18 protein-coding genes are annotated in these 17,379 nt (G+C 50.4%); 11 read left to right on the plus strand and 7 right to left on the minus strand.

From position 1 onward, the window contains the following. Positions 1-5: 5 nt before the first annotated feature. Together bglA and SK36_RS01665 are read right to left on the minus strand one after the other, a co-directional pair. On the minus strand, positions 6-1,439 hold the full coding sequence (bglA, locus tag SK36_RS01660) for a 6-phospho-beta-glucosidase BglA (RefSeq protein WP_048220596.1): 1,434 nt from the start codon (positions 1,437-1,439) through the stop codon (positions 6-8). Positions 1,440-1,558: 119 nt separating this feature from the next. After that, entirely contained in the window at positions 1,559-2,287 is a 729-nt protein-coding gene (locus SK36_RS01665; RefSeq protein WP_045449772.1) for a MurR/RpiR family transcriptional regulator, read from the minus strand. Positions 2,288-2,338: 51 nt separating this feature from the next. Between SK36_RS01665 and yqfB the strand changes: the two genes are divergently transcribed. Both yqfB and trhA read left to right on the plus strand, forming a co-directional pair. After that, a complete protein-coding gene (gene yqfB / locus SK36_RS01670) occupies positions 2,339-2,650 on the plus strand; it encodes a N(4)-acetylcytidine aminohydrolase (RefSeq protein ID WP_045447266.1) in 312 nt (103 codons plus the stop codon). 163 nt (positions 2,651-2,813) lie between these two features. Continuing rightward, positions 2,814-3,473 (plus strand): PAQR family membrane homeostasis protein TrhA, encoded by a 660-nt coding sequence (trhA, locus tag SK36_RS01675; RefSeq protein WP_045447262.1) that lies wholly within the window; start codon positions 2,814-2,816, stop codon positions 3,471-3,473. A gap of 78 nt (positions 3,474-3,551) precedes the next feature. On the opposite strand, the gene ygfZ is transcribed toward trhA, so the two are convergent. Beyond that, positions 3,552-4,532 (minus strand): tRNA-modifying protein YgfZ, encoded by a 981-nt coding sequence (ygfZ, locus tag SK36_RS01680; protein ID WP_045447259.1) that lies wholly within the window; start codon positions 4,530-4,532, stop codon positions 3,552-3,554. 256 nt (positions 4,533-4,788) lie between these two features. Between ygfZ and sdhE the strand changes: the two genes are divergently transcribed. Further along, positions 4,789-5,055, plus strand: coding sequence for an FAD assembly factor SdhE (gene sdhE, locus SK36_RS01685; protein ID WP_045447256.1), 267 nt, complete (start codon positions 4,789-4,791; stop codon positions 5,053-5,055). Next, a complete protein-coding gene (locus tag SK36_RS01690; protein ID WP_045447253.1) occupies positions 5,036-5,443 on the plus strand; it encodes a protein YgfX in 408 nt (135 codons plus the stop codon). Before sdhE ends, SK36_RS01690 begins: the two co-directional genes overlap by 20 nt. A 45-nt stretch (positions 5,444-5,488) precedes the next feature. Here the strand turns inward: SK36_RS01690 and fldB are convergent, their stop codons facing one another. Beyond that, positions 5,489-6,010: a flavodoxin FldB gene (fldB, locus tag SK36_RS01695; RefSeq protein WP_048220597.1), complete on the minus strand. Its 522-nt coding sequence runs from the start codon at positions 6,008-6,010 to the stop codon at positions 5,489-5,491. A gap of 113 nt (positions 6,011-6,123) precedes the next feature. Here fldB and xerD point away from each other — a divergent pair, with 113 nt between their 5' ends. From xerD to lysS, 5 genes are all read left to right on the plus strand, one after another. Beyond that, complete coding sequence (xerD, locus tag SK36_RS01700) at positions 6,124-7,020, plus strand: site-specific tyrosine recombinase XerD (protein WP_045447247.1); 897 nt, start codon at positions 6,124-6,126, stop codon at positions 7,018-7,020. A gap of 23 nt (positions 7,021-7,043) precedes the next feature. Next, positions 7,044-7,757 (plus strand): bifunctional protein-disulfide isomerase/oxidoreductase DsbC, encoded by a 714-nt coding sequence (gene dsbC, locus SK36_RS01705; RefSeq protein ID WP_045447244.1) that lies wholly within the window; start codon positions 7,044-7,046, stop codon positions 7,755-7,757. A gap of 5 nt (positions 7,758-7,762) precedes the next feature. Continuing rightward, the gene (recJ, locus tag SK36_RS01710; protein ID WP_048220598.1) at positions 7,763-9,496 is read left to right on the plus strand and encodes a single-stranded-DNA-specific exonuclease RecJ; all 1,734 of its coding nucleotides are present in this window, start codon (positions 7,763-7,765) and stop codon (positions 9,494-9,496) included. Between the two features lie 90 nt (positions 9,497-9,586). Continuing rightward, a protein-coding gene (gene prfB, locus SK36_RS01715; RefSeq protein WP_136345251.1) for a peptide chain release factor 2 occupies positions 9,587-10,685 on the plus strand; the annotation gives its coding sequence in 2 pieces (ribosomal slippage) (positions 9,587-9,661 and positions 9,663-10,685; 1,098 coding nt in all). Between the two features lie 9 nt (positions 10,686-10,694). After that, positions 10,695-12,212, plus strand: a complete 1,518-nt coding sequence (lysS, locus tag SK36_RS01720) for a lysine--tRNA ligase (RefSeq protein WP_045447234.1) — start codon at positions 10,695-10,697, stop codon at positions 12,210-12,212. A gap of 43 nt (positions 12,213-12,255) precedes the next feature. Here lysS and idi read toward each other — a convergent pair whose 3' ends face one another. From idi to uacT, 3 genes are all read right to left on the minus strand, one after another. Then, entirely contained in the window at positions 12,256-12,804 is a 549-nt protein-coding gene (idi, locus tag SK36_RS01725) for an isopentenyl-diphosphate Delta-isomerase (protein ID WP_048220599.1), read from the minus strand. Positions 12,805-12,926: 122 nt separating this feature from the next. Then, positions 12,927-13,052 (minus strand): protein YqfG, encoded by a 126-nt coding sequence (gene yqfG, locus SK36_RS24535; protein ID WP_136345252.1) that lies wholly within the window; start codon positions 13,050-13,052, stop codon positions 12,927-12,929. Between the two features lies 1 nt (position 13,053). After that, complete coding sequence (uacT, locus tag SK36_RS01730) at positions 13,054-14,502, minus strand: urate/proton symporter UacT (protein ID WP_045447229.1); 1,449 nt, start codon at positions 14,500-14,502, stop codon at positions 13,054-13,056. Between the two features lie 434 nt (positions 14,503-14,936). Between uacT and ygfT the strand changes: the two genes are divergently transcribed. Further along, entirely contained in the window at positions 14,937-16,859 is a 1,923-nt protein-coding gene (gene ygfT, locus SK36_RS01735) for a formate-dependent uric acid utilization protein YgfT (protein WP_048220600.1), read from the plus strand. After that, on the plus strand, positions 16,856-17,344 hold the full coding sequence (locus SK36_RS01740) for a 4Fe-4S dicluster domain-containing protein (protein WP_048220601.1): 489 nt from the start codon (positions 16,856-16,858) through the stop codon (positions 17,342-17,344). Before ygfT ends, SK36_RS01740 begins: the two co-directional genes overlap by 4 nt. Positions 17,345-17,379 lie beyond the last annotated feature (35 nt).

Below are 17,379 nucleotides of genomic sequence, written 5' to 3' on the forward strand. Positions count from 1 at the left end.
TGTGGTTAAAGCTTCTCACCGTTGCTGGCAATTACTTCTTTGTACCAGTTAAAACTCTTCTTGCGCGAACGCGACATGTCGCCGGTACCGTCATCGTGCTTGTTCACGTAGATAAAGCCATAGCGTTTGCTGTATTGGCCGGTAGTGAAAGAGACGCAGTCGATGCAGCCCCACGGCGTGTATCCCATCAGATCCACGCCATCATACGTAACGGCTTTCATCATCTCTTCAACGTGGGCTCGTAGGTAGTCGATACGGTAATCGTCGTTAATGCTGCCGTCTTCTTCTACTTTGTCGTATGCGCCAAAGCCATTTTCTACGATAAACAGGGGTTTTTGATAGCGCTCATATAATTCGCATAAAGCATAGCGCAGACCTACTGGATCAATCTGCCAGCCCCAGTCGGAGGCTTTGACGTGTGGGTTAGGCACGCTGCCTTCGAAACCGGAAATTGCATCTCCGCTGCCGCCTTCCGCTTTCACGGCGTTGGTCATGTAGTAGCTGAAGCCAAGATAATCGCAGGTGCCTTCACGCAGGATCTGCTCATCTCCATCTTCCATTCTGATGGTGAATTCACGACGTTCCCATTCGTTAAGCACATAAGACGGGTAATAGCCGCGAAGTTGAACATCGGTAAAGACATAACGTTCACGCATTGATTCCTGCGCGAACATCACATCTTCCGGCTTACAGGAGAAAGGATACAGAGGGACCATCGCCAGCATACAACCGACTTTCATTTGTGGATTGATGCGACGCGCTGCTTTCACCGCCAGTGCACTGGCAATAAACTGGTGATGCAGTACCTGGTACATGGTTTCTTCCGGATTTTCATGCTCGGTGTACACCACGCCTGAACAGCAATAGCCGAACAATGGAGCGCGCCAGTTACGCTGGTTGTTTATCTCATTGAAGGTCATCCAGTATTTGACCTTATGCTTATAGCGTTCAAAGACGACTTCAGCAAACCGAACAAAGAAATCGACAACTTTGCGGTTGGTCCAGCTACCGTATTGCTGTACCAGATGTAGCGGCATTTCGAAGTGGGAGAGGGTAATGACTGGCTCGATCTTGTACTTAAGCAGTTCATCGAACATGTCGTCGTAGAACTTCAGTCCTTCTTCGTTCGGTTGGGTTTCGTCGCCTTTCGGGAATATACGGGTCCAGGCTATGGATGTACGAAAGCATTTGAAGCCCATTTCGGCAAACAGCTTAATGTCTTCTTTGTAGTGACCGTAAAAATCGACCGCATCATGATTCGGATAGTATTTGCCTGGTACAACGTCCTGGGTGATTTCGCGCGGAACGCCGTGGGCACCGCCGGTGAGTACGTCACAAATGCTGGGCCCTTTGCCGCCTTTGTTCCAGCCGCCTTCAACCTGATGCGCCGCAACCGCGCCGCCCCATAAAAAATCTTTCGGTAAGGTAAGTTTTTTCATCTGCGCTCAGTCTCAAATTAATACAATCTGATTTTGAGTCTAACAAAGGAAAGATAAATGTCACGATATAACAAAATAGCGCCAATGTGATTTGTTACATCAAAAAAACAGATTGTTTTTTACACTAATTTTTTCGCCAGTTTTCGTCCGAGTGATTCCAGAATATAAATGACGGGGATTTGCGTAGTAATATCATATACGCCCGCAATTCGGGTCTGTGGGACGTGCCAGGAGAGATTAAAGTCAGCCAGCTTCGCCAGTCGTGAGTGTTCATGGCTGGTGACAGAGAGCACTTTACAGTTGTGCAGGCTGAACTGGCTGGCGAAACGCAGGATCTCTTCTGTTTCACCGGAAACGGAAAGGACGATTGCCAGTGCGTTTCGGGCCATATCATTGGTAACCGGGAAATAAGGATCATCAATATGGTTGCTGAATTTTCCTACATTAGAGAAAAAACGAGCACCATATTTTGCTAAGGCTCCTGAGGTACCTGCGCCAACAAATATAATACGTTCGGAAGATAATATAATATCGACAGCTTGATTGAGTAGATTATCAAACTCGTCGTTATTCACGCCTTTAAAGAAGCTGATAATTTCGCTGGCACCAAAATTACTCTGTTGTGGTTCATTCTGTTCTAAATATAATTTAAAGCGTACGCGGAACTCCGAGTAACCTTCACACTTCAGTTTGCGACAAAAGCGCAGTACGGTGGTGGTGGAGACTCCAGCAGCGTCGGCCAGTTCGCGGATGGTCATGTACATGACTTTGTCACGGTTCTTGATGACATAGTTGTAGACCAGCATCTCAAGATTGTTGAGACTGGCGATGGCGGCGTGGGAGAACATACTCACAATGGCAAAACTCACTCATCAGACTTCATTTACAGGGATAATAACATGCAGCCAAATGACATCACTTTTTTTCAGCGTTTCCAGGATGACATTCTGGCCGGACGCAAAACAATCACTATACGCGATGAGTCCGAATCACATTTCAAAACGGGCGACATCCTGCGAGTTGGGCGCTTCGAAGATGACGGCTATTTCTGCACTATCGAAGTTGTCGGTACATCGACTATCACACTTGATACGCTGACGGAAAAACATGCCCGGCAGGAAAATATGACGCTTGATGAGCTTAAGCGCGTGATTGCAGAGATCTATCCGCATCAAACGCAATTTTATGTGATTGATTTTAAATGTCTTTGAGTGTTTTGGTACGGATGTTAGCTGAAAAATAAAAACTAATTATATGATTTATATTAATTATTTATTATCTGGTAAATATTTTAGCTAACAGGTGTTCACTGGAACCATTCTCAGTTACGCTAGAGACGCAATCACGAAAGTGTTCGTTTCTCCGGAGTAACTTATGGTTCAGAAACCATTAATCGCGCAGGGATATTCGCTGGCTGAGGAAATAGCCAACAGCATCAGTCACGGTATCGGGCTGGTGTTTGGGATCGTTGGACTGGTGCTGTTGCTGGTTCAGGCGGTGGATACCAATGCCAGCGCTATGGCCATTACCAGCTATAGCCTGTATGGCGGCAGTATGATCCTGCTGTTCCTCGCCTCAACCTTGTATCACGCGGTTCCGCATCAGAGAGCGAAGGTCTGGCTGAAAAAATTCGACCACTGCGCTATTTATCTGCTGATCGCCGGGACCTATACGCCATTTCTGCTGGTGGGCCTGGATTCACCGCTGGCGCGAGGGCTGATGGTTGTTATCTGGAGCCTTGCTCTGCTCGGTATTTTGTTCAAACTGACCATCGCCCACCGGTTTAAGATCCTGTCGCTGGTGACCTACCTGACAATGGGCTGGCTATCACTGATTGTGGTATATCAACTGGCGATAAAACTGGCGGTAGGCGGCGTGACGTTGTTGGCGGTTGGCGGTGTGATTTATTCGTTGGGCGTCATTTTCTACGTCTGCAAACGTATCCCATACAACCATGCTATCTGGCACGGGTTTGTGCTGGGGGGCAGCGTTTGCCACTTCCTGGCAATTTACTTGTACGTGGGGCAGGCTTAATGCCGGATGGCCGCTAACGCCACATCTGGCCTACGGGATAGTAGGCCATAAGTCTGCGTGCCAGCAGGCATTATTCTTTTATTCTTCCAGCGAATACGGCAGCGGTACAATATGCAATGTTTTGGCGTCGTCACGAACGCGGAACACGCTGTCGGCTTCCATGTCGTTATTCATCACAACCTGTACCAACAACTGACCATCTGCCAGTTGCACCGCAGCGAGAACGGTACCCGTACGGCGCCAGTTTTCACCCATTTTTAGTTCCAGGTCTTCACCGGCTTCCGGCACCCGACTGGCGGCGCCTGCCAGCGACCAAAGCGCGCGTTTGTTGGCGCCGCGGAATTTCGCACGGGCGACCATCTCCTGGCCGGTATAACAGCCTTTTTTAAAGCTGATCCCACCCAGAGCCTGTAGATTAGTAGCCTGCGGAATAAACTGCCCGCTGTTGACGGAATCAATCACCGCAATTCCTGCTTCGATATCCAGCGCCAGCCACTGTTGACTGTTATTTAACTCTGCTTCGCCGCGAAGTTTCTCGACGAGCATTTCTGCCGTTGCGACATCGACGATCAGCAGGAAACGTTCGGCTGGATGTTCGAACCATAATACCGTGGATGTGCCTTCGGTAATTACCTGTTTATCGCTGCCCGGTAGTTCATTAAAGAGGCCGGTCAGCGCTGCACGTGCCTGGAACCCAGCGACGCCCAGCAGAACGCGCTCGTCGTCAGGGGCAATCACCACTTTGGAGAAAACGGCGTATTTTTTCAGCTCAGTAAGCTGAGTGTCGCGCAGACTGCGGCGTTCAAGCCACGCAAATCCGTCACCGTGACGGAACAAACGTAGGTTGCTCCACATTTTGCCTTTGGCATCACAATGAGCTGCCAGCACATGCTGGTGCTCGGTCAACTGGCTGACATCCGCAGTGACCTGACCCTGAATATACTTCTCACTGTCGGCACCCGTAATGGTGGCGAGAGCCCAGTCATCAAGCGTCATCAGCGTCAGAGGCAAACGAGTTGACGCACAAGGCTGGCGAGGAGGAAAAGATGTAAAAGCCATAATAATGTCCTGATTTGCTTAACGCAGTAATAATGACTAATGGTAAAAGAGCTATAGCCCATTGCAAGCGGTTTAAACACCCTATTTGTGCCATATATTAAGCTTTGCGAAGAGACATCCAAAAATGGTGAACCCTTTAACTTAATGTGGTTTTATTTTGCGTTCGTGCTTCCGATTACGGATATTCCCGCAAAAGAGCGTGAAAAACACGTTACAATAGCCGAGTACTTCGTTTTCGTGAGACAGAGAGAAGAACATGGATATTAACAACAAAGCACGTATTCATTGGGCATGCCGTCGCGGCATGCGTGAGTTGGACATTTCAATTATGCCGTTTTTCGAACACGAGTATGACAACTTGAGTGACGACGAAAAACGGATCTTTATCCGTCTGCTGGAATGTGATGACCCGGATTTATTTAATTGGTTGATGAATCATGGGAAACCGGCTGATCCACAGCTGGAGCAGATGGTACGGCTCATCCAGACACGGAATCGGGAACGTGGTCCAGTGGCAATCTGATTTACGCGTTTCATGGCGCGCACAGTGGCTTTCGTTACTTATTCACGGGCTGGTCGCGGTGCTTATTTTATTGATGCCCTGGCCATTGAGCTACACCCCATTATGGCTGGTGTTGCTCTCTCTTGTAGTGTTCGACAGCGTGCGCAGCCAGCGTCGTATTAACGCCTGTCAGGGAGAGATCAGACTCTTGATGGATGGTCGTCTACGCTGGCAAGGGCAAGAGTGGACTATCGTCAGCGCACCCTGGATGATTAAAACAGGCATGATGTTGCGATTGCGTTCAGAGGCCGGAAAACGTCAGCATCTGTGGCTGGCGGCGGACAGTATGGATGACGCTGAGTGGCGGGATTTACGGCGGTTAATGTTGCAACAGGCGCCGCAGAAATAACACTGACGGTAAGGCTACAGACCTTAACCGTCAGTCAGAAGCAACTCAGGACCAGTGCTCGGCCATTTCTCCGAGAATTTGTTCACACCAGGCCTGGATACGTTCATCGCTGAGATCGTACTGGTTGGTTTCATCCAACGCTAAACCAACAAACAACTGCCCATCGGCAATGACGGGTTTATCGCTGGTGAATTCATAGCCCTCTGTTGGCCAGTAGCCGACAAACTTTACGTCTTTGGTGACGAGTTTATCATGCAGCATACCCAGCGCATCCAGGAACCATTCGCCGTACCCCAGTTGATCTCCCATGCCGTAAAGCGCGACAATTTTGCCTTCCAGGTTGAGGTTATCCAACTGATCCCAGACCGCTTCCCAGTCCTCCTGAATTTCACCGAAATCCCAGGTTGGGATACCCAAAATGAGCACGTCGTACTGCTCCATTAAGGTCGGGGAATCATCCTTGAGGTTGTGTAATGTCACCAGCTCGGGACCAAGGATATCGCGGATTTTTTCTGCTGCCATTTCGGTGTAGCACGTGCTGGAACCGTAAAAAAGACCCATGTTCATTACGTAAACATCTCAATTCTGCTGTAGCGTTGCGGGTAGTGTATCAGAATCGCCGCAATCGCGGCACAATGAGGCATAATGCATCAAAAGTGAGAATGATATAAGGGGCGCGAGTGGAACAGGATCTGGCGCGCATCGAGCAATTTCTTGATGCCCTGTGGCTGGAACGAAATCTGGCGGAGAATACGTTAAGTGCGTATCGTCGCGATCTGACCATGCTTGTCGAATGGCTACACCATCGTGGTGTATCGTTGGCGACAGCGCAAAGTGATGACCTGCAGGCACTGCTGGCCGAGCGGATGGATGGCGGGTATAAAGCCACCAGTTCCGCGCGATTATTGAGTGCAATGCGGCGTTTTTTTCAGCATTTGTACCGCGAAAAATTTCGCGACGATGATCCCAGCGCCTCGCTCGCCTCACCTAAACTGCCGCAGCGTCTGCCGAAAGATCTCAGTGAAGCACAGGTAGAACGGTTGTTGCAGGCTCCGCTGATTGAACAGCCGCTGGAGCTACGTGATAAAGCCATGCTGGAAGTATTGTATGCGACGGGTTTGCGCGTTTCAGAACTGGTGGGGCTGACAATGAGTGATGTTAGCTTACGTCAGGGCGTGGTGCGCGTGATCGGTAAAGGTAACAAAGAGCGGCTCGTACCACTGGGTGAAGAGGCTGTGTACTGGCTGGAAACTTATCTGGAACATGGTCGTCCGTGGTTGCTGAATGGCGTCTCGATTGACGTGTTATTTCCCAGCCAGCGTGCACAACAAATGACCCGTCAGACCTTTTGGCATCGTATTAAACACTATGCTGTGTTAGCGGGGATAGACAGCGAAAAGCTGTCACCACATGTGTTGCGGCATGCTTTTGCTACGCATTTGCTCAACCATGGCGCTGACTTGCGCGTGGTGCAGATGCTGCTTGGGCATAGCGATCTCTCAACCACACAGATTTATACTCATGTCGCAACGGAGCGCTTGCGTCAATTACATCAACAGCATCACCCGCGAGCGTGAGTGCTGACAGGAAAGGATAGGTTATGAAAAAACGTTTTATGATGCTCACCCTGCTGGCTACGGCGTTTTCAGGCATGGTGCATGCAGACGATGCGGCGATTCGCCAGTCATTAACTAAGCTGGGCGTACAAAGCACCGAAATTCAGCCCGCCCCAGTTGCGGGAATGAAAACCGTACTGACCAACAGTGGTGTGCTGTACGTCACTGAAGACGGTAAGCATATTATTCAGGGACCGATGTACGACGTAAGTGGCGCAAGTCCGGTGAACGTCACCAATCAGCTGCTGATGAAACATCTGAACGCGCTGGAAAAAGAGATGATCGTCTATAAAGCGCCGCAGGAAAAACACGTTATCACCATTTTCACCGACATCACCTGCGGCTACTGCCACAAGCTGCATGAAGAGATGAAAGACTACAATGCGCTGGGGATCACCGTGCGCTATCTGGCCTTCCCGCGTCAGGGACTGGAGAGCCAGGCCGAGCAGGACATGAAGTCTATCTGGTGCGCGCAAGACAAAAACAAAGCCTTTGATGATGCTATGGCAGGCAAGAGTGTGAAACCGGCGACCTGCGATGTGGATATTGCTAACCATTACGCGCTGGGAGTGCAGTTTGGCGTGAGTGGAACTCCGGCGATTGTCCTGAGCAACGGCTATGTTGTTCCAGGCTACCAGGGACCAAAAGAGATGAAAGCGTTCCTGGATGCGCACCAAAAACAGACCAGCGGTAAATAATTCGCGTGAAACAACAGATACAACTTCGTCGACGTGAAGCCGACGAGACAGCTGAACTGCCTGCAGAATTACCGCCTTTGCTACGTCGTTTGTACGCCAGTCGTGGTGTACGCAGTGCCCAGGAGCTTGAGCGTAGCGTGAAAGGGATGTTGCCGTGGCAGCATTTGAACGGCGTCGAAAAAGCGGTTGAGATCCTCTATAACGCATTTCGCGAGGGAACTCGCATAATTGTAGTGGGGGATTTCGACGCTGATGGCGCGACCAGTACGGCGCTGAGCATCCTGGCTATGCGTGCATTGGGTTGTAGCAACATTGACTACCTGGTGCCCAACCGCTTTGAAGACGGTTATGGTTTAAGCCCGGAAGTGGTGGATCAGGCACATGCCCGGGGCGCCCAACTGATTGTGACTGTCGACAACGGCATCTCCTCCCACGCTGGTGTTGAACATGCCAGAACGTTGAAGATACCGGTGGTGGTGACCGATCACCACCTGCCTGGAGATACCCTGCCGGATGCAGAAGCCATCATCAACCCTAACCTGCACGACTGTGAATTCCCGTCGAAATCGCTGGCGGGTGTTGGTGTTGCCTTTTACCTGATGCTGGCACTGCGCACCTTCCTGCGTGATAAAGGTTGGTTTGATGAACGCGGTATCGCACCACCAAACCTGGCGGATTTGCTTGATCTGGTGGCATTAGGCACGGTTGCCGACGTTGTGCCGTTGGACGCGAATAACCGCATCCTGACGTGGCAAGGGTTAAGCCGTATTCGCGCAGGAAAATGTCGTCCTGGTATTAAGGCGCTGCTTGAGATTTCGAACCGCGATCCGCAAAAGCTGGCCGCCAGCGATTTAGGTTTTGCGCTGGGTCCACGCCTGAATGCGGCTGGTCGGTTGGATGATATGTCCGTCGGTGTTGCACTATTGCTGTGCGATAACATTGGCGAGGCGCGAGTGCTTGCCAATGAACTGGATGCACTCAACCAGACGCGCAAAGAAATTGAGCAGGGTATGCAGATGGAAGCGCTGACGTTGTGCGAGAAGCTTGAGCGTAGTCGTGAGGCGTTGCCCGGTGGATTGGCAATGTATCATCCTGAGTGGCATCAGGGGGTGGTAGGGATTCTGGCATCGCGCATAAAAGAGCGTTTTCATCGTCCGGTAATCGCCTTTGCTCCTGCCGGTGACGGCACGCTTAAAGGTTCTGGTCGGTCAATTCAGGGACTGCACATGCGTGATGCGCTGGAGCGGCTGGATACTCTCTATCCGGGCATGATCCTTAAGTTTGGCGGCCACGCTATGGCGGCTGGTTTATCGCTGGAGGAAGCACAGTTTGAACGATTCCAGCAACGCTTTGGTGAGCTGGTGACTGAATGGCTCGACCCAGCTTTACTGCAGGGGGAAGTCGTGTCGGATGGCCCGTTGAGTGCAGCGGAAATGACCATGGAGGTCGCGCAAATGTTGCGTGATGCCGGACCGTGGGGACAAATGTTCCCGGAGCCGCTGTTTGACGGGCGTTTTCGCTTGCTTCAGCAACGCCTGGTCGGCGAGCGTCATTTGAAGGTGATGGTGGAACCCGTTGACGGAGGGCCACTGCTCGACGGTATTGCGTTTAATGTTGATACCAGTTGCTGGCCGGACAACGGCGTTCGTGAAGTTACGCTTGCCTATAAGCTGGATATCAACGAGTTTCGCGGTAACCGAAGCCTGCAAATCATCATCGATAATATCTGGCCAATTTAGCGTCATCTTCTCTATAAAAAAGAGCGTGGATTGGGTACAATCCCGCTCTTATCACCGCATTTTGACTAGTCCAATAAAAGAAATCAGACCATGTTTGAAATTAATCCGGTAAATAACCGCATTCAGGACCTCACGGAGCGCTCTGACGTTCTTAGGGGGTATCTTTGACTATGATGCCAAGAAAGAGCGTCTGGAAGAAGTAAACGCCGAGCTGGAACAGCCAGACGTCTGGAATGAACCAGATCGCGCTCAGGCGCTGGGCAAAGAACGTTCCTCCCTTGAGGCCATTGTCGACACGCTCGACCAGATGAGCCAGGGCCTGGAAGATGTTTCCGGCCTGCTGGAGCTGGCTGTAGAAGCCGACGACGAAGAAACCTTTAACGAAGCCGTTGCTGAACTCGATACGCTGGAAGATAAACTGGCGCAGTTGGAATTCCGCCGCATGTTCTCCGGCGAATACGACAGTGCCGACTGCTATCTCGATATTCAGGCTGGCTCTGGTGGTACTGAAGCCCAGGACTGGGCAAGCATGCTGATGCGTATGTATCTGCGTTGGGCTGAAGCACGCGGCTTTAAAACAGAAATTATTGAAGAATCTGAAGGTGAAGTGGCGGGTATTAAATCCGTGACCATCAGAATTGCTGGCGATTACGCTTACGGCTGGCTGCGTACTGAAACCGGTGTGCATCGTCTGGTACGTAAAAGTCCGTTCGATTCCGGTGGTCGCCGCCATACGTCGTTCAGCTCTGCATTTGTATATCCGGAAGTCGACGATGATATCGATATCGACATCAATCCGGCGGATCTGCGTATTGACGTGTATCGTGCCTCCGGTGCGGGCGGCCAGCACGTTAACCGTACGGAATCTGCGGTGCGAATCACCCATATCCCTACCGGGATAGTGACGCAGTGCCAGAACGACCGTTCCCAGCACAAGAACAAAGACCAGGCCATGAAGCAAATGAAAGCAAAGCTTTATGAACTGGAAATGCAGAAGAAGAATGCCGAGAAACAGGCGATGGAAGACACCAAGTCCGATATCGGCTGGGGTAGCCAGATTCGTTCTTATGTCCTTGATGACTCCCGCATCAAAGACCTGCGTACCGGGGTTGAAACCCGTAACACGCAGGCGGTGCTGGATGGCAGCCTGGATCAATTTATCGAAGCAAGTTTGAAAGCAGGGTTATGAGGAACCAAAATGTCTGAACAACACGCACAGGGCGCTGACGCGGTAGCCGACCTTAACAATGAACTGAAAACGCGCCGTGAGAAGCTGGCCAACCTGCGCGAGCAGGGGATCCCGTTCCCGAACGATTTCCGTCGCGATCATACCTCAGACCAACTGCACGCTGACTTCGACGCGAAAGAAAACGAAGAGCTGGAAGCGCTGAACATCGAGGTATCTGTTGCTGGTCGTATGATGACCCGCCGCATTATGGGTAAAGCATCCTTTGTTACGCTGCAGGACGTTGGTGGGCGTATTCAGCTGTACGTTGCACGCGACGATCTTCCGGAAGGCGTCTACAATGAGCAGTTCAAAAAGTGGGATCTGGGCGACATCCTCGGTGCGAAAGGTAAGTTGTTCAAGACTAAAACTGGTGAACTGTCTATTCATTGCACCGAACTGCGTTTGCTGACCAAAGCTCTGCGTCCGCTGCCGGATAAATTCCACGGCTTGCAGGATCAGGAAGCGCGTTATCGTCAGCGTTACCTGGATCTCATCTCCAACGATGAATCCCGTAATACTTTTAAAGTGCGTTCACAGATCATGGCGGGCATTCGTCAGTTCATGGTTGGTCGCGGCTTTATGGAAGTTGAAACTCCGATGATGCAGGTGATCCCAGGCGGTGCCGCAGCGCGTCCGTTCATCACCCATCATAATGCGCTTGATCTGGACATGTACCTGCGTATTGCGCCGGAACTGTACCTCAAGCGTCTGGTGGTTGGCGGCTTTGAGCGTGTGTTCGAAATTAACCGTAACTTCCGTAACGAAGGGATCTCCGTTCGCCATAACCCAGAGTTCACCATGATGGAACTCTACATGGCTTATGCGGACTATAAAGATCTGATCGAACTGACCGAGTCTCTGTTCCGTACGTTGGCACAGGACGTTCTGGGTACGACTGAAGTGCCTTACGGCGATGAAGTTTTCGACTTTGGTAAACCATTCGAAAAACTGACCATGCGCGAAGCGATTCAGAAATACCGCCCGGAAACCAATATGGCGGATCTGGACAACTTCGACTCAGCTAAAGCTATTGCTGAATCTATCGGTATCAAGGTTGAGAAGAGTTGGGGTCTGGGTCGTATCGTAACGGAGATCTTTGAAGAAGTTGCGGAAGCGCATCTGATTCAACCGACCTTCATTACTGAGTATCCGGCAGAAGTGTCTCCGCTGGCGCGTCGTAACGACGAAAACCCGGAAATCACTGACCGCTTCGAATTCTTCATTGGTGGACGTGAAATCGGTAACGGCTTCAGCGAGCTGAATGATGCAGAAGATCAGGCGCAGCGTTTCCAGGATCAGGTTAACGCCAAAGATGCTGGTGATGACGAAGCGATGTTCTACGATGAAGACTACGTAACCGCTCTGGAACACGGTCTGCCGCCGACAGCTGGCCTGGGCATTGGTATTGACCGTATGGTTATGCTGTTTACTAACAGTCACACCATTCGCGACGTGATCCTGTTCCCGGCTATGCGTCCGGTAAAATAAGCATTACGCGAAAGCACGCAACCCCGGCATTTGTCGGGGTTTTTTACTTTTGCTGCGCGAAAGAAGACAACATATTTCTCGCTTCGCTATTCGTCGCCTGCATTACCATCCACGGACTGAACGCCCATGGCGTAGCATCAATTCCACGCAAAACACACGATAAATTGCACCATTGATAATCCATCACTTCATCACTGTTTGGCAGCAATTCACTGGTAATTCGTGCGGCAAAAACCGGGCACACTTCGTTTTCGACGATGCCATTCGGGTCGGTGGCGCGGTAATGGAAATCAGGATAGATTGACTCGGGGGGCGTTATTTCCACACCCAGCTCAAAGCGACAACGACGGATCACCGCCTCCTCATTACTTTCTCCCTGCTGTGGGTGACCGCAAACCGAGTTGGTCCACACGCCGGGCCACGCTTTTTTACTCAATGCGCGGCGGGTTACTAATAGTTGGCCTTCACGGTTAAAAAGCCAGCATGAAAATGCCAGATGTAATGGGGTATCAGCCGTGTGCGCGGTATATTTTTCCAGCGTACCCGAGGGAATTCCCTTTACATTCAGCAAAATGACATGTTCCGTTTGCATGATTTCTCACATTTAATTCTAGTCACTCGTCATTATAGATAACAGAAGAGTGAAATGATTAACCATGTGAGTGTTTATCGGCATCCGACGGTAGCAATGCGGATGCCGACAAGGAAAGGTAATTAAAAAAGCAGCATCATATATTTGAAACGGCTTTCAATGGCCATTGCAACGCAGTCAGAAATGACAGGAATAGAAATCAGAAAGAGCAACAGCAGACTGAATATTGCGCGTATTAAAAGATTCATATCATTCTCCATGCTCATTTTTCTTTAGCTTGCGCATCAGAAGCCACATACGGACTGTTCTGACTTTCAAATTTTTATCAGTAACAGATTCCTTAACCAGATCGGCATGATGCTGGTAGCCATTAAAGAAGACGTTCAGTACAACGGCGCTAAAGGTTGCCAACATAATGCCGCTATGTAGTAAGGGCTGCAGTACGGCCGGCAGCTTAGAAAAGAAGTCATGAGAAAGTGTCGGGGTCATACCCACGCCAAGACTGATTGCGACGATATACAAGTTGTAACGGTTGGTGGTGTAGTTACAACGCGACAGAATACGAATCCCGGTTGCAAGCACCATGCCGAACATCACCAGCCCCGCGCCGCCAAGAACGAATTGCGGAATAGAAGCCACCAGCACCGCCATTTTTGGCACCATGCCGAATAGCATCAAAATGATGCCAGAAGCAATGCACACCCAGCGGCTATGAACGCGCGTTACGCTGACCAAACCGACGTTTTGCGAAAATGAAGTATGCGGAAAGCTGTTAAACGTACCTCCAATCATTGTCCCGACGCCATCTACGCGCAGCCCGCGAATAATATCTTGTGAAGAGAGTTTTCGACCGACGATTTCCCCTAGGGCCAGGAACATCCCCATAGACTCAATAAACACGATGATTAACACAGCGGTCATGGTCAGAATAGAGACGGGATCGAACACCGGTATGCCAAACGACATTGGCGTGACAATCGCGAACCACGACGCATCATATAATCCGGACAGATTAACTTCGTTCATCATCCACGACAGGAAAAAACCAAATACAATCCCCAGTAATACGGCGACGTTGGACATAAATCCTTTCGCATAGCGAGTGATGAGCAAGATGAAAATTAAAACGGCGAAGGAGATCCCCAAATAGACGGGATTACCATATTGCGGATTACCTTTACCGCCTGCGGCCCAGTCAATGCCAACCTGAATGATACTAAGACCGATAGAGGTAATTACCACACCAGTAACCAGCGGTGGGAACAATGGCATTAAGCGGCCGATGAGCGGTGCTAATAATGTGGTGATAAAACCCGCTGCGATGGTCGCGCCAAAAATCCCCAGCAGACCAATATCTGGGTTCATCCCGATGGCAATCATCGGTGTCACGGCAGCGAAGGTTACCGACATAATGACGGGCAGGCGAATGCCCATAAAACGACCGATGCCGATACATTGCAACAACGTGACGATACCGCAGCAAAAGAGATCGGAGCTTATGAGCATTGCGATAGCCTCTTTGGAGAGGCCAAGCCTGTCGCCAATCATCAGCGGTACAGCGACCGCACCTGCATACATAACAAGCACGTGTTGCAGACCGAGTATGATCAGCTTTCCTGGTGATAATATGCGGTCAACTTCATCAGTGGGGCGCTCTAGCCCTGAAGATGAGGGAGGTTGAGAATCTATGGCGCTCATGCGTCTCTCCTTAAGCTCGCCAAATTAAAAAGCAACCGTTTACCTTCATAAAACTGAATAAAGACATGCTCGTGGGATGCCAGTTTTAGCGAGGAGGCGAGCTTATAAGGTGGAAATGCGGAGGTAATCACATAATCGTAGTTAAACAGAATAGATGAGAAAATAAATGGGTAGTGAAATTATCTCTAATTTTCTCATATTGATATTTCTTTAATCATTCTGGCATACCGAGCTCTCGCATTTATTACTTTTAATCCTGAAGTCCCTATTTTTGGTTACGATGATCAATTAATGAAAGCGGCATAGATTGCGGAGCAATAATTTGATCTAAGTTCCAAAATTGCAATTAATACAGATACGCTACCTAATATATGCCCGTTTATTGCATCGCAACATTTGAGAAGACAAAAACTCATCAAGTGAAAGGGATACGAATGAATAAGTTTATCGCTGCTGATGCTGCGGAATGTATAGGCTGTCATGCCTGCGAAATTGCCTGTGCGGTGGCGCATAATCATGAAAACTGGCCACAGAGTCAGAGTGATTTTCGACCTCGTCTCCATGTTGTTGGGAAAGGACTGGCCGCAAATCCCGTTGCTTGCCATCATTGCAATAATGCCCCTTGCGTTACGGCTTGTCCCGTTAATGCTCTAACTTTTCAAGCAGATAGCGTACAGCTGGATGAACAAAAGTGTATTGGTTGTAAAAGATGCGCAATCGCTTGCCCCTTTGGTGTCATTGAGATGAATAACGTGGTCGCATTGAAATGCGACCTTTGTTTTCAGCGAGATTCTGGCACGCAAGCTTGTGTTGAAGTTTGCCCAACGCAGGCGTTACGGCTGATGGATGGCAAAGGGTTACAGCAGATAAAAATGAGGCGTCAGCGTAGAACCGCAGAGGGAAAAGCAGCAGAGGAACTACCATCATCCCGCCGCGCGGCGTTACTCCCTGTTAATCCGCGCAAAGGCGCAGATAAAATTTCAGCGAGCGAGCGGAAAACGCACTTTGGCGAAATTTATTGTGGGCTGGATCAACAACAAGCTGCTTATGAAAGTGACCGCTGTGTCTGGTGCGCCGAAAAAGCTAACTGTAACTGGCATTGTCCGCTGCATAACGCCATTCCAGACTACATTCGACTGGTGCAAGAAGGACGGATTATCGAAGCGGCAGAACGTTGCCACCAGACCAGCTCCTTGCCAGAAATCTGTGGCAGGGTATGCCCACAGGACCGGCTTTGTGAAGGGGCATGTACGTTGAAAGATCACACCGGCGCAGTCTCTATCGGTAATCTGGAACGTTACATCACTGATACCGCGCTGGCGATGGGCTGGCGCCCCGATGTCAGCCAGGTTATACCTCGCATGGAAAGAGTGGCGGTGATTGGCGCAGGGCCCGCAGGGCTGGGCTGTGCCGATATTCTTGCGCGGGCTGGCGTGCATGCGGATGTGTTTGATCGGCATCCCGAAATCGGCGGTATGCTGACTTTTGGTATTCCGTCCTTCAAGCTGGACAAAACGGTATTAAGCCAACGGCGGGAGATTTTCACGGCGATGGGGATCGACTTTCATCTCAACTGTGAAATTGGCCGCGACATTTCCTTTAGCGATTTAACGGCGGAATATGATGCCGTTTTCCTTGGTGTTGGTACTTACGGCATGATGCGTGCGGAGTTGCCGAATGAAGATGCATCCGGTGTGATTCAGGCATTACCGTTCCTTACTGCGCATACCCGACAGTTGATGGGGCTGCCTGAATCTGAAGAGTATCCGCAGACGGATGTTGCAGGTAAACGGGTTGTTGTGTTGGGTGGCGGAGATACGACAATGGATTGCCTGCGTACCTCCATTCGTCTGAATGCCGCCAGCGTGATTTGTGCTTATCGTCGTGATGAAGTCAGTATGCCTGGTTCCCGCAAAGAGGTAGTCAATGCACGCGAAGAAGGGGTTGAATTCCAGTTTAATGTTCAGCCGCAATATATCGCCTGTGATGATGACGGGCACTTAACTGCGGTTGGTTTGATCCGCACCGCAATGGGAGAACCGGGGCCAGATGGTCGACGTCGTCCTTGCCCGGTGGCTGGTTCTGAATTTGAGCTGCCCGCCGATGTCCTGATTATGGCATTTGGTTTTCAGGCGCATGCGATGCCGTGGTTGCAAGGTAGCGGTATTAAACTCGATAAATATGGCCTGATTAAAGCCGGCGACGCGGGACATTTATCTACCCAAACGCATCTGAAAAAAGTCTTTGCGGGTGGTGATGCCGTTCATGGCGCAGACCTGGTGGTCACCGCAATGGCGGCAGGAAGGCAGGCGGCGCGCGATATGTTAGCTATGTTTGATACGAAGGCATCGCAATGAAATCGTTAATTATTGTCAATCAAAATGACTGCATTGGTTGCCGTACTTGCGAAGTGGCTTGCGTGGTTGCTCATCCGTTAGAACTGGAGTTGAATGCCAGTTTTTTTCTACCGCGCTTAAAGGTACAGCGTCTGGATAGCGTAAGCGCACCGGTGATGTGTCACCAGTGTGAAAATGCGCCGTGTGTAGGGGCTTGCCCGGTACAGGCGCTGACCATGGGGGAGCAGCTAGTGGAGGCAAACGCCGACCGTTGTATTGGTTGTCAGAGTTGTGCCTGTGCATGCCCGTTTGGCATGATCACCATTCAGATGTTGCCGGGAAATGTACGTCCATTGATCGTGAAATGCGATCTTTGCGAACATCGGATTGAAGGGCCTGCCTGTGTCGAGTCCTGCCCGACGCAGGCGTTACAGTTGATGACGGAGGGAGAACTTAAGCGGATCCGCCAGCAGCGTATTGCTGCCAGCGGCGAGAATTTTCTCTGATAAAACCCCCGCGCTTGTATGGCGCGGAGCTTCTC

The organism is Citrobacter sp. MGH106, assembly GCF_001037495.1.
In the GTDB taxonomy this organism is placed as follows: domain Bacteria; phylum Pseudomonadota; class Gammaproteobacteria; order Enterobacterales; family Enterobacteriaceae; genus Citrobacter; species Citrobacter murliniae.

Coding starts and splice junctions, on each gene's coding strand:
- dsbC (WP_045447244.1), top strand. CDS start 7,044: ATGAAAAAACGTTTTATGATGCTCACCCTGCTGGCTACGGCGTTTTCA.
- ygfZ (WP_045447259.1), bottom strand. CDS start 4,532: ATGGCTTTTACATCTTTTCCTCCTCGCCAGCCTTGTGCGTCAACTCGT.
- bglA (WP_048220596.1), bottom strand. CDS start 1,439: ATGAAAAAACTTACCTTACCGAAAGATTTTTTATGGGGCGGCGCGGTT.
- trhA (WP_045447262.1), top strand. CDS start 2,814: ATGGTTCAGAAACCATTAATCGCGCAGGGATATTCGCTGGCTGAGGAA.
- SK36_RS01740 (WP_048220601.1), top strand. CDS start 16,856: ATGAAATCGTTAATTATTGTCAATCAAAATGACTGCATTGGTTGCCGT.
- SK36_RS01665 (WP_045449772.1), bottom strand. CDS start 2,287: ATGTTCTCCCACGCCGCCATCGCCAGTCTCAACAATCTTGAGATGCTG.
- yqfG (WP_136345252.1), bottom strand. CDS start 13,052: ATGAATCTTTTAATACGCGCAATATTCAGTCTGCTGTTGCTCTTTCTG.
- ygfT (WP_048220600.1), top strand. CDS start 14,937: ATGAATAAGTTTATCGCTGCTGATGCTGCGGAATGTATAGGCTGTCAT.
- uacT (WP_045447229.1), bottom strand. CDS start 14,502: ATGAGCGCCATAGATTCTCAACCTCCCTCATCTTCAGGGCTAGAGCGC.
- lysS (WP_045447234.1), top strand. CDS start 10,695: ATGTCTGAACAACACGCACAGGGCGCTGACGCGGTAGCCGACCTTAAC.
- idi (WP_048220599.1), bottom strand. CDS start 12,804: ATGCAAACGGAACATGTCATTTTGCTGAATGTAAAGGGAATTCCCTCG.
- yqfB (WP_045447266.1), top strand. CDS start 2,339: ATGCAGCCAAATGACATCACTTTTTTTCAGCGTTTCCAGGATGACATT.
- sdhE (WP_045447256.1), top strand. CDS start 4,789: ATGGATATTAACAACAAAGCACGTATTCATTGGGCATGCCGTCGCGGC.
- fldB (WP_048220597.1), bottom strand. CDS start 6,010: ATGAACATGGGTCTTTTTTACGGTTCCAGCACGTGCTACACCGAAATG.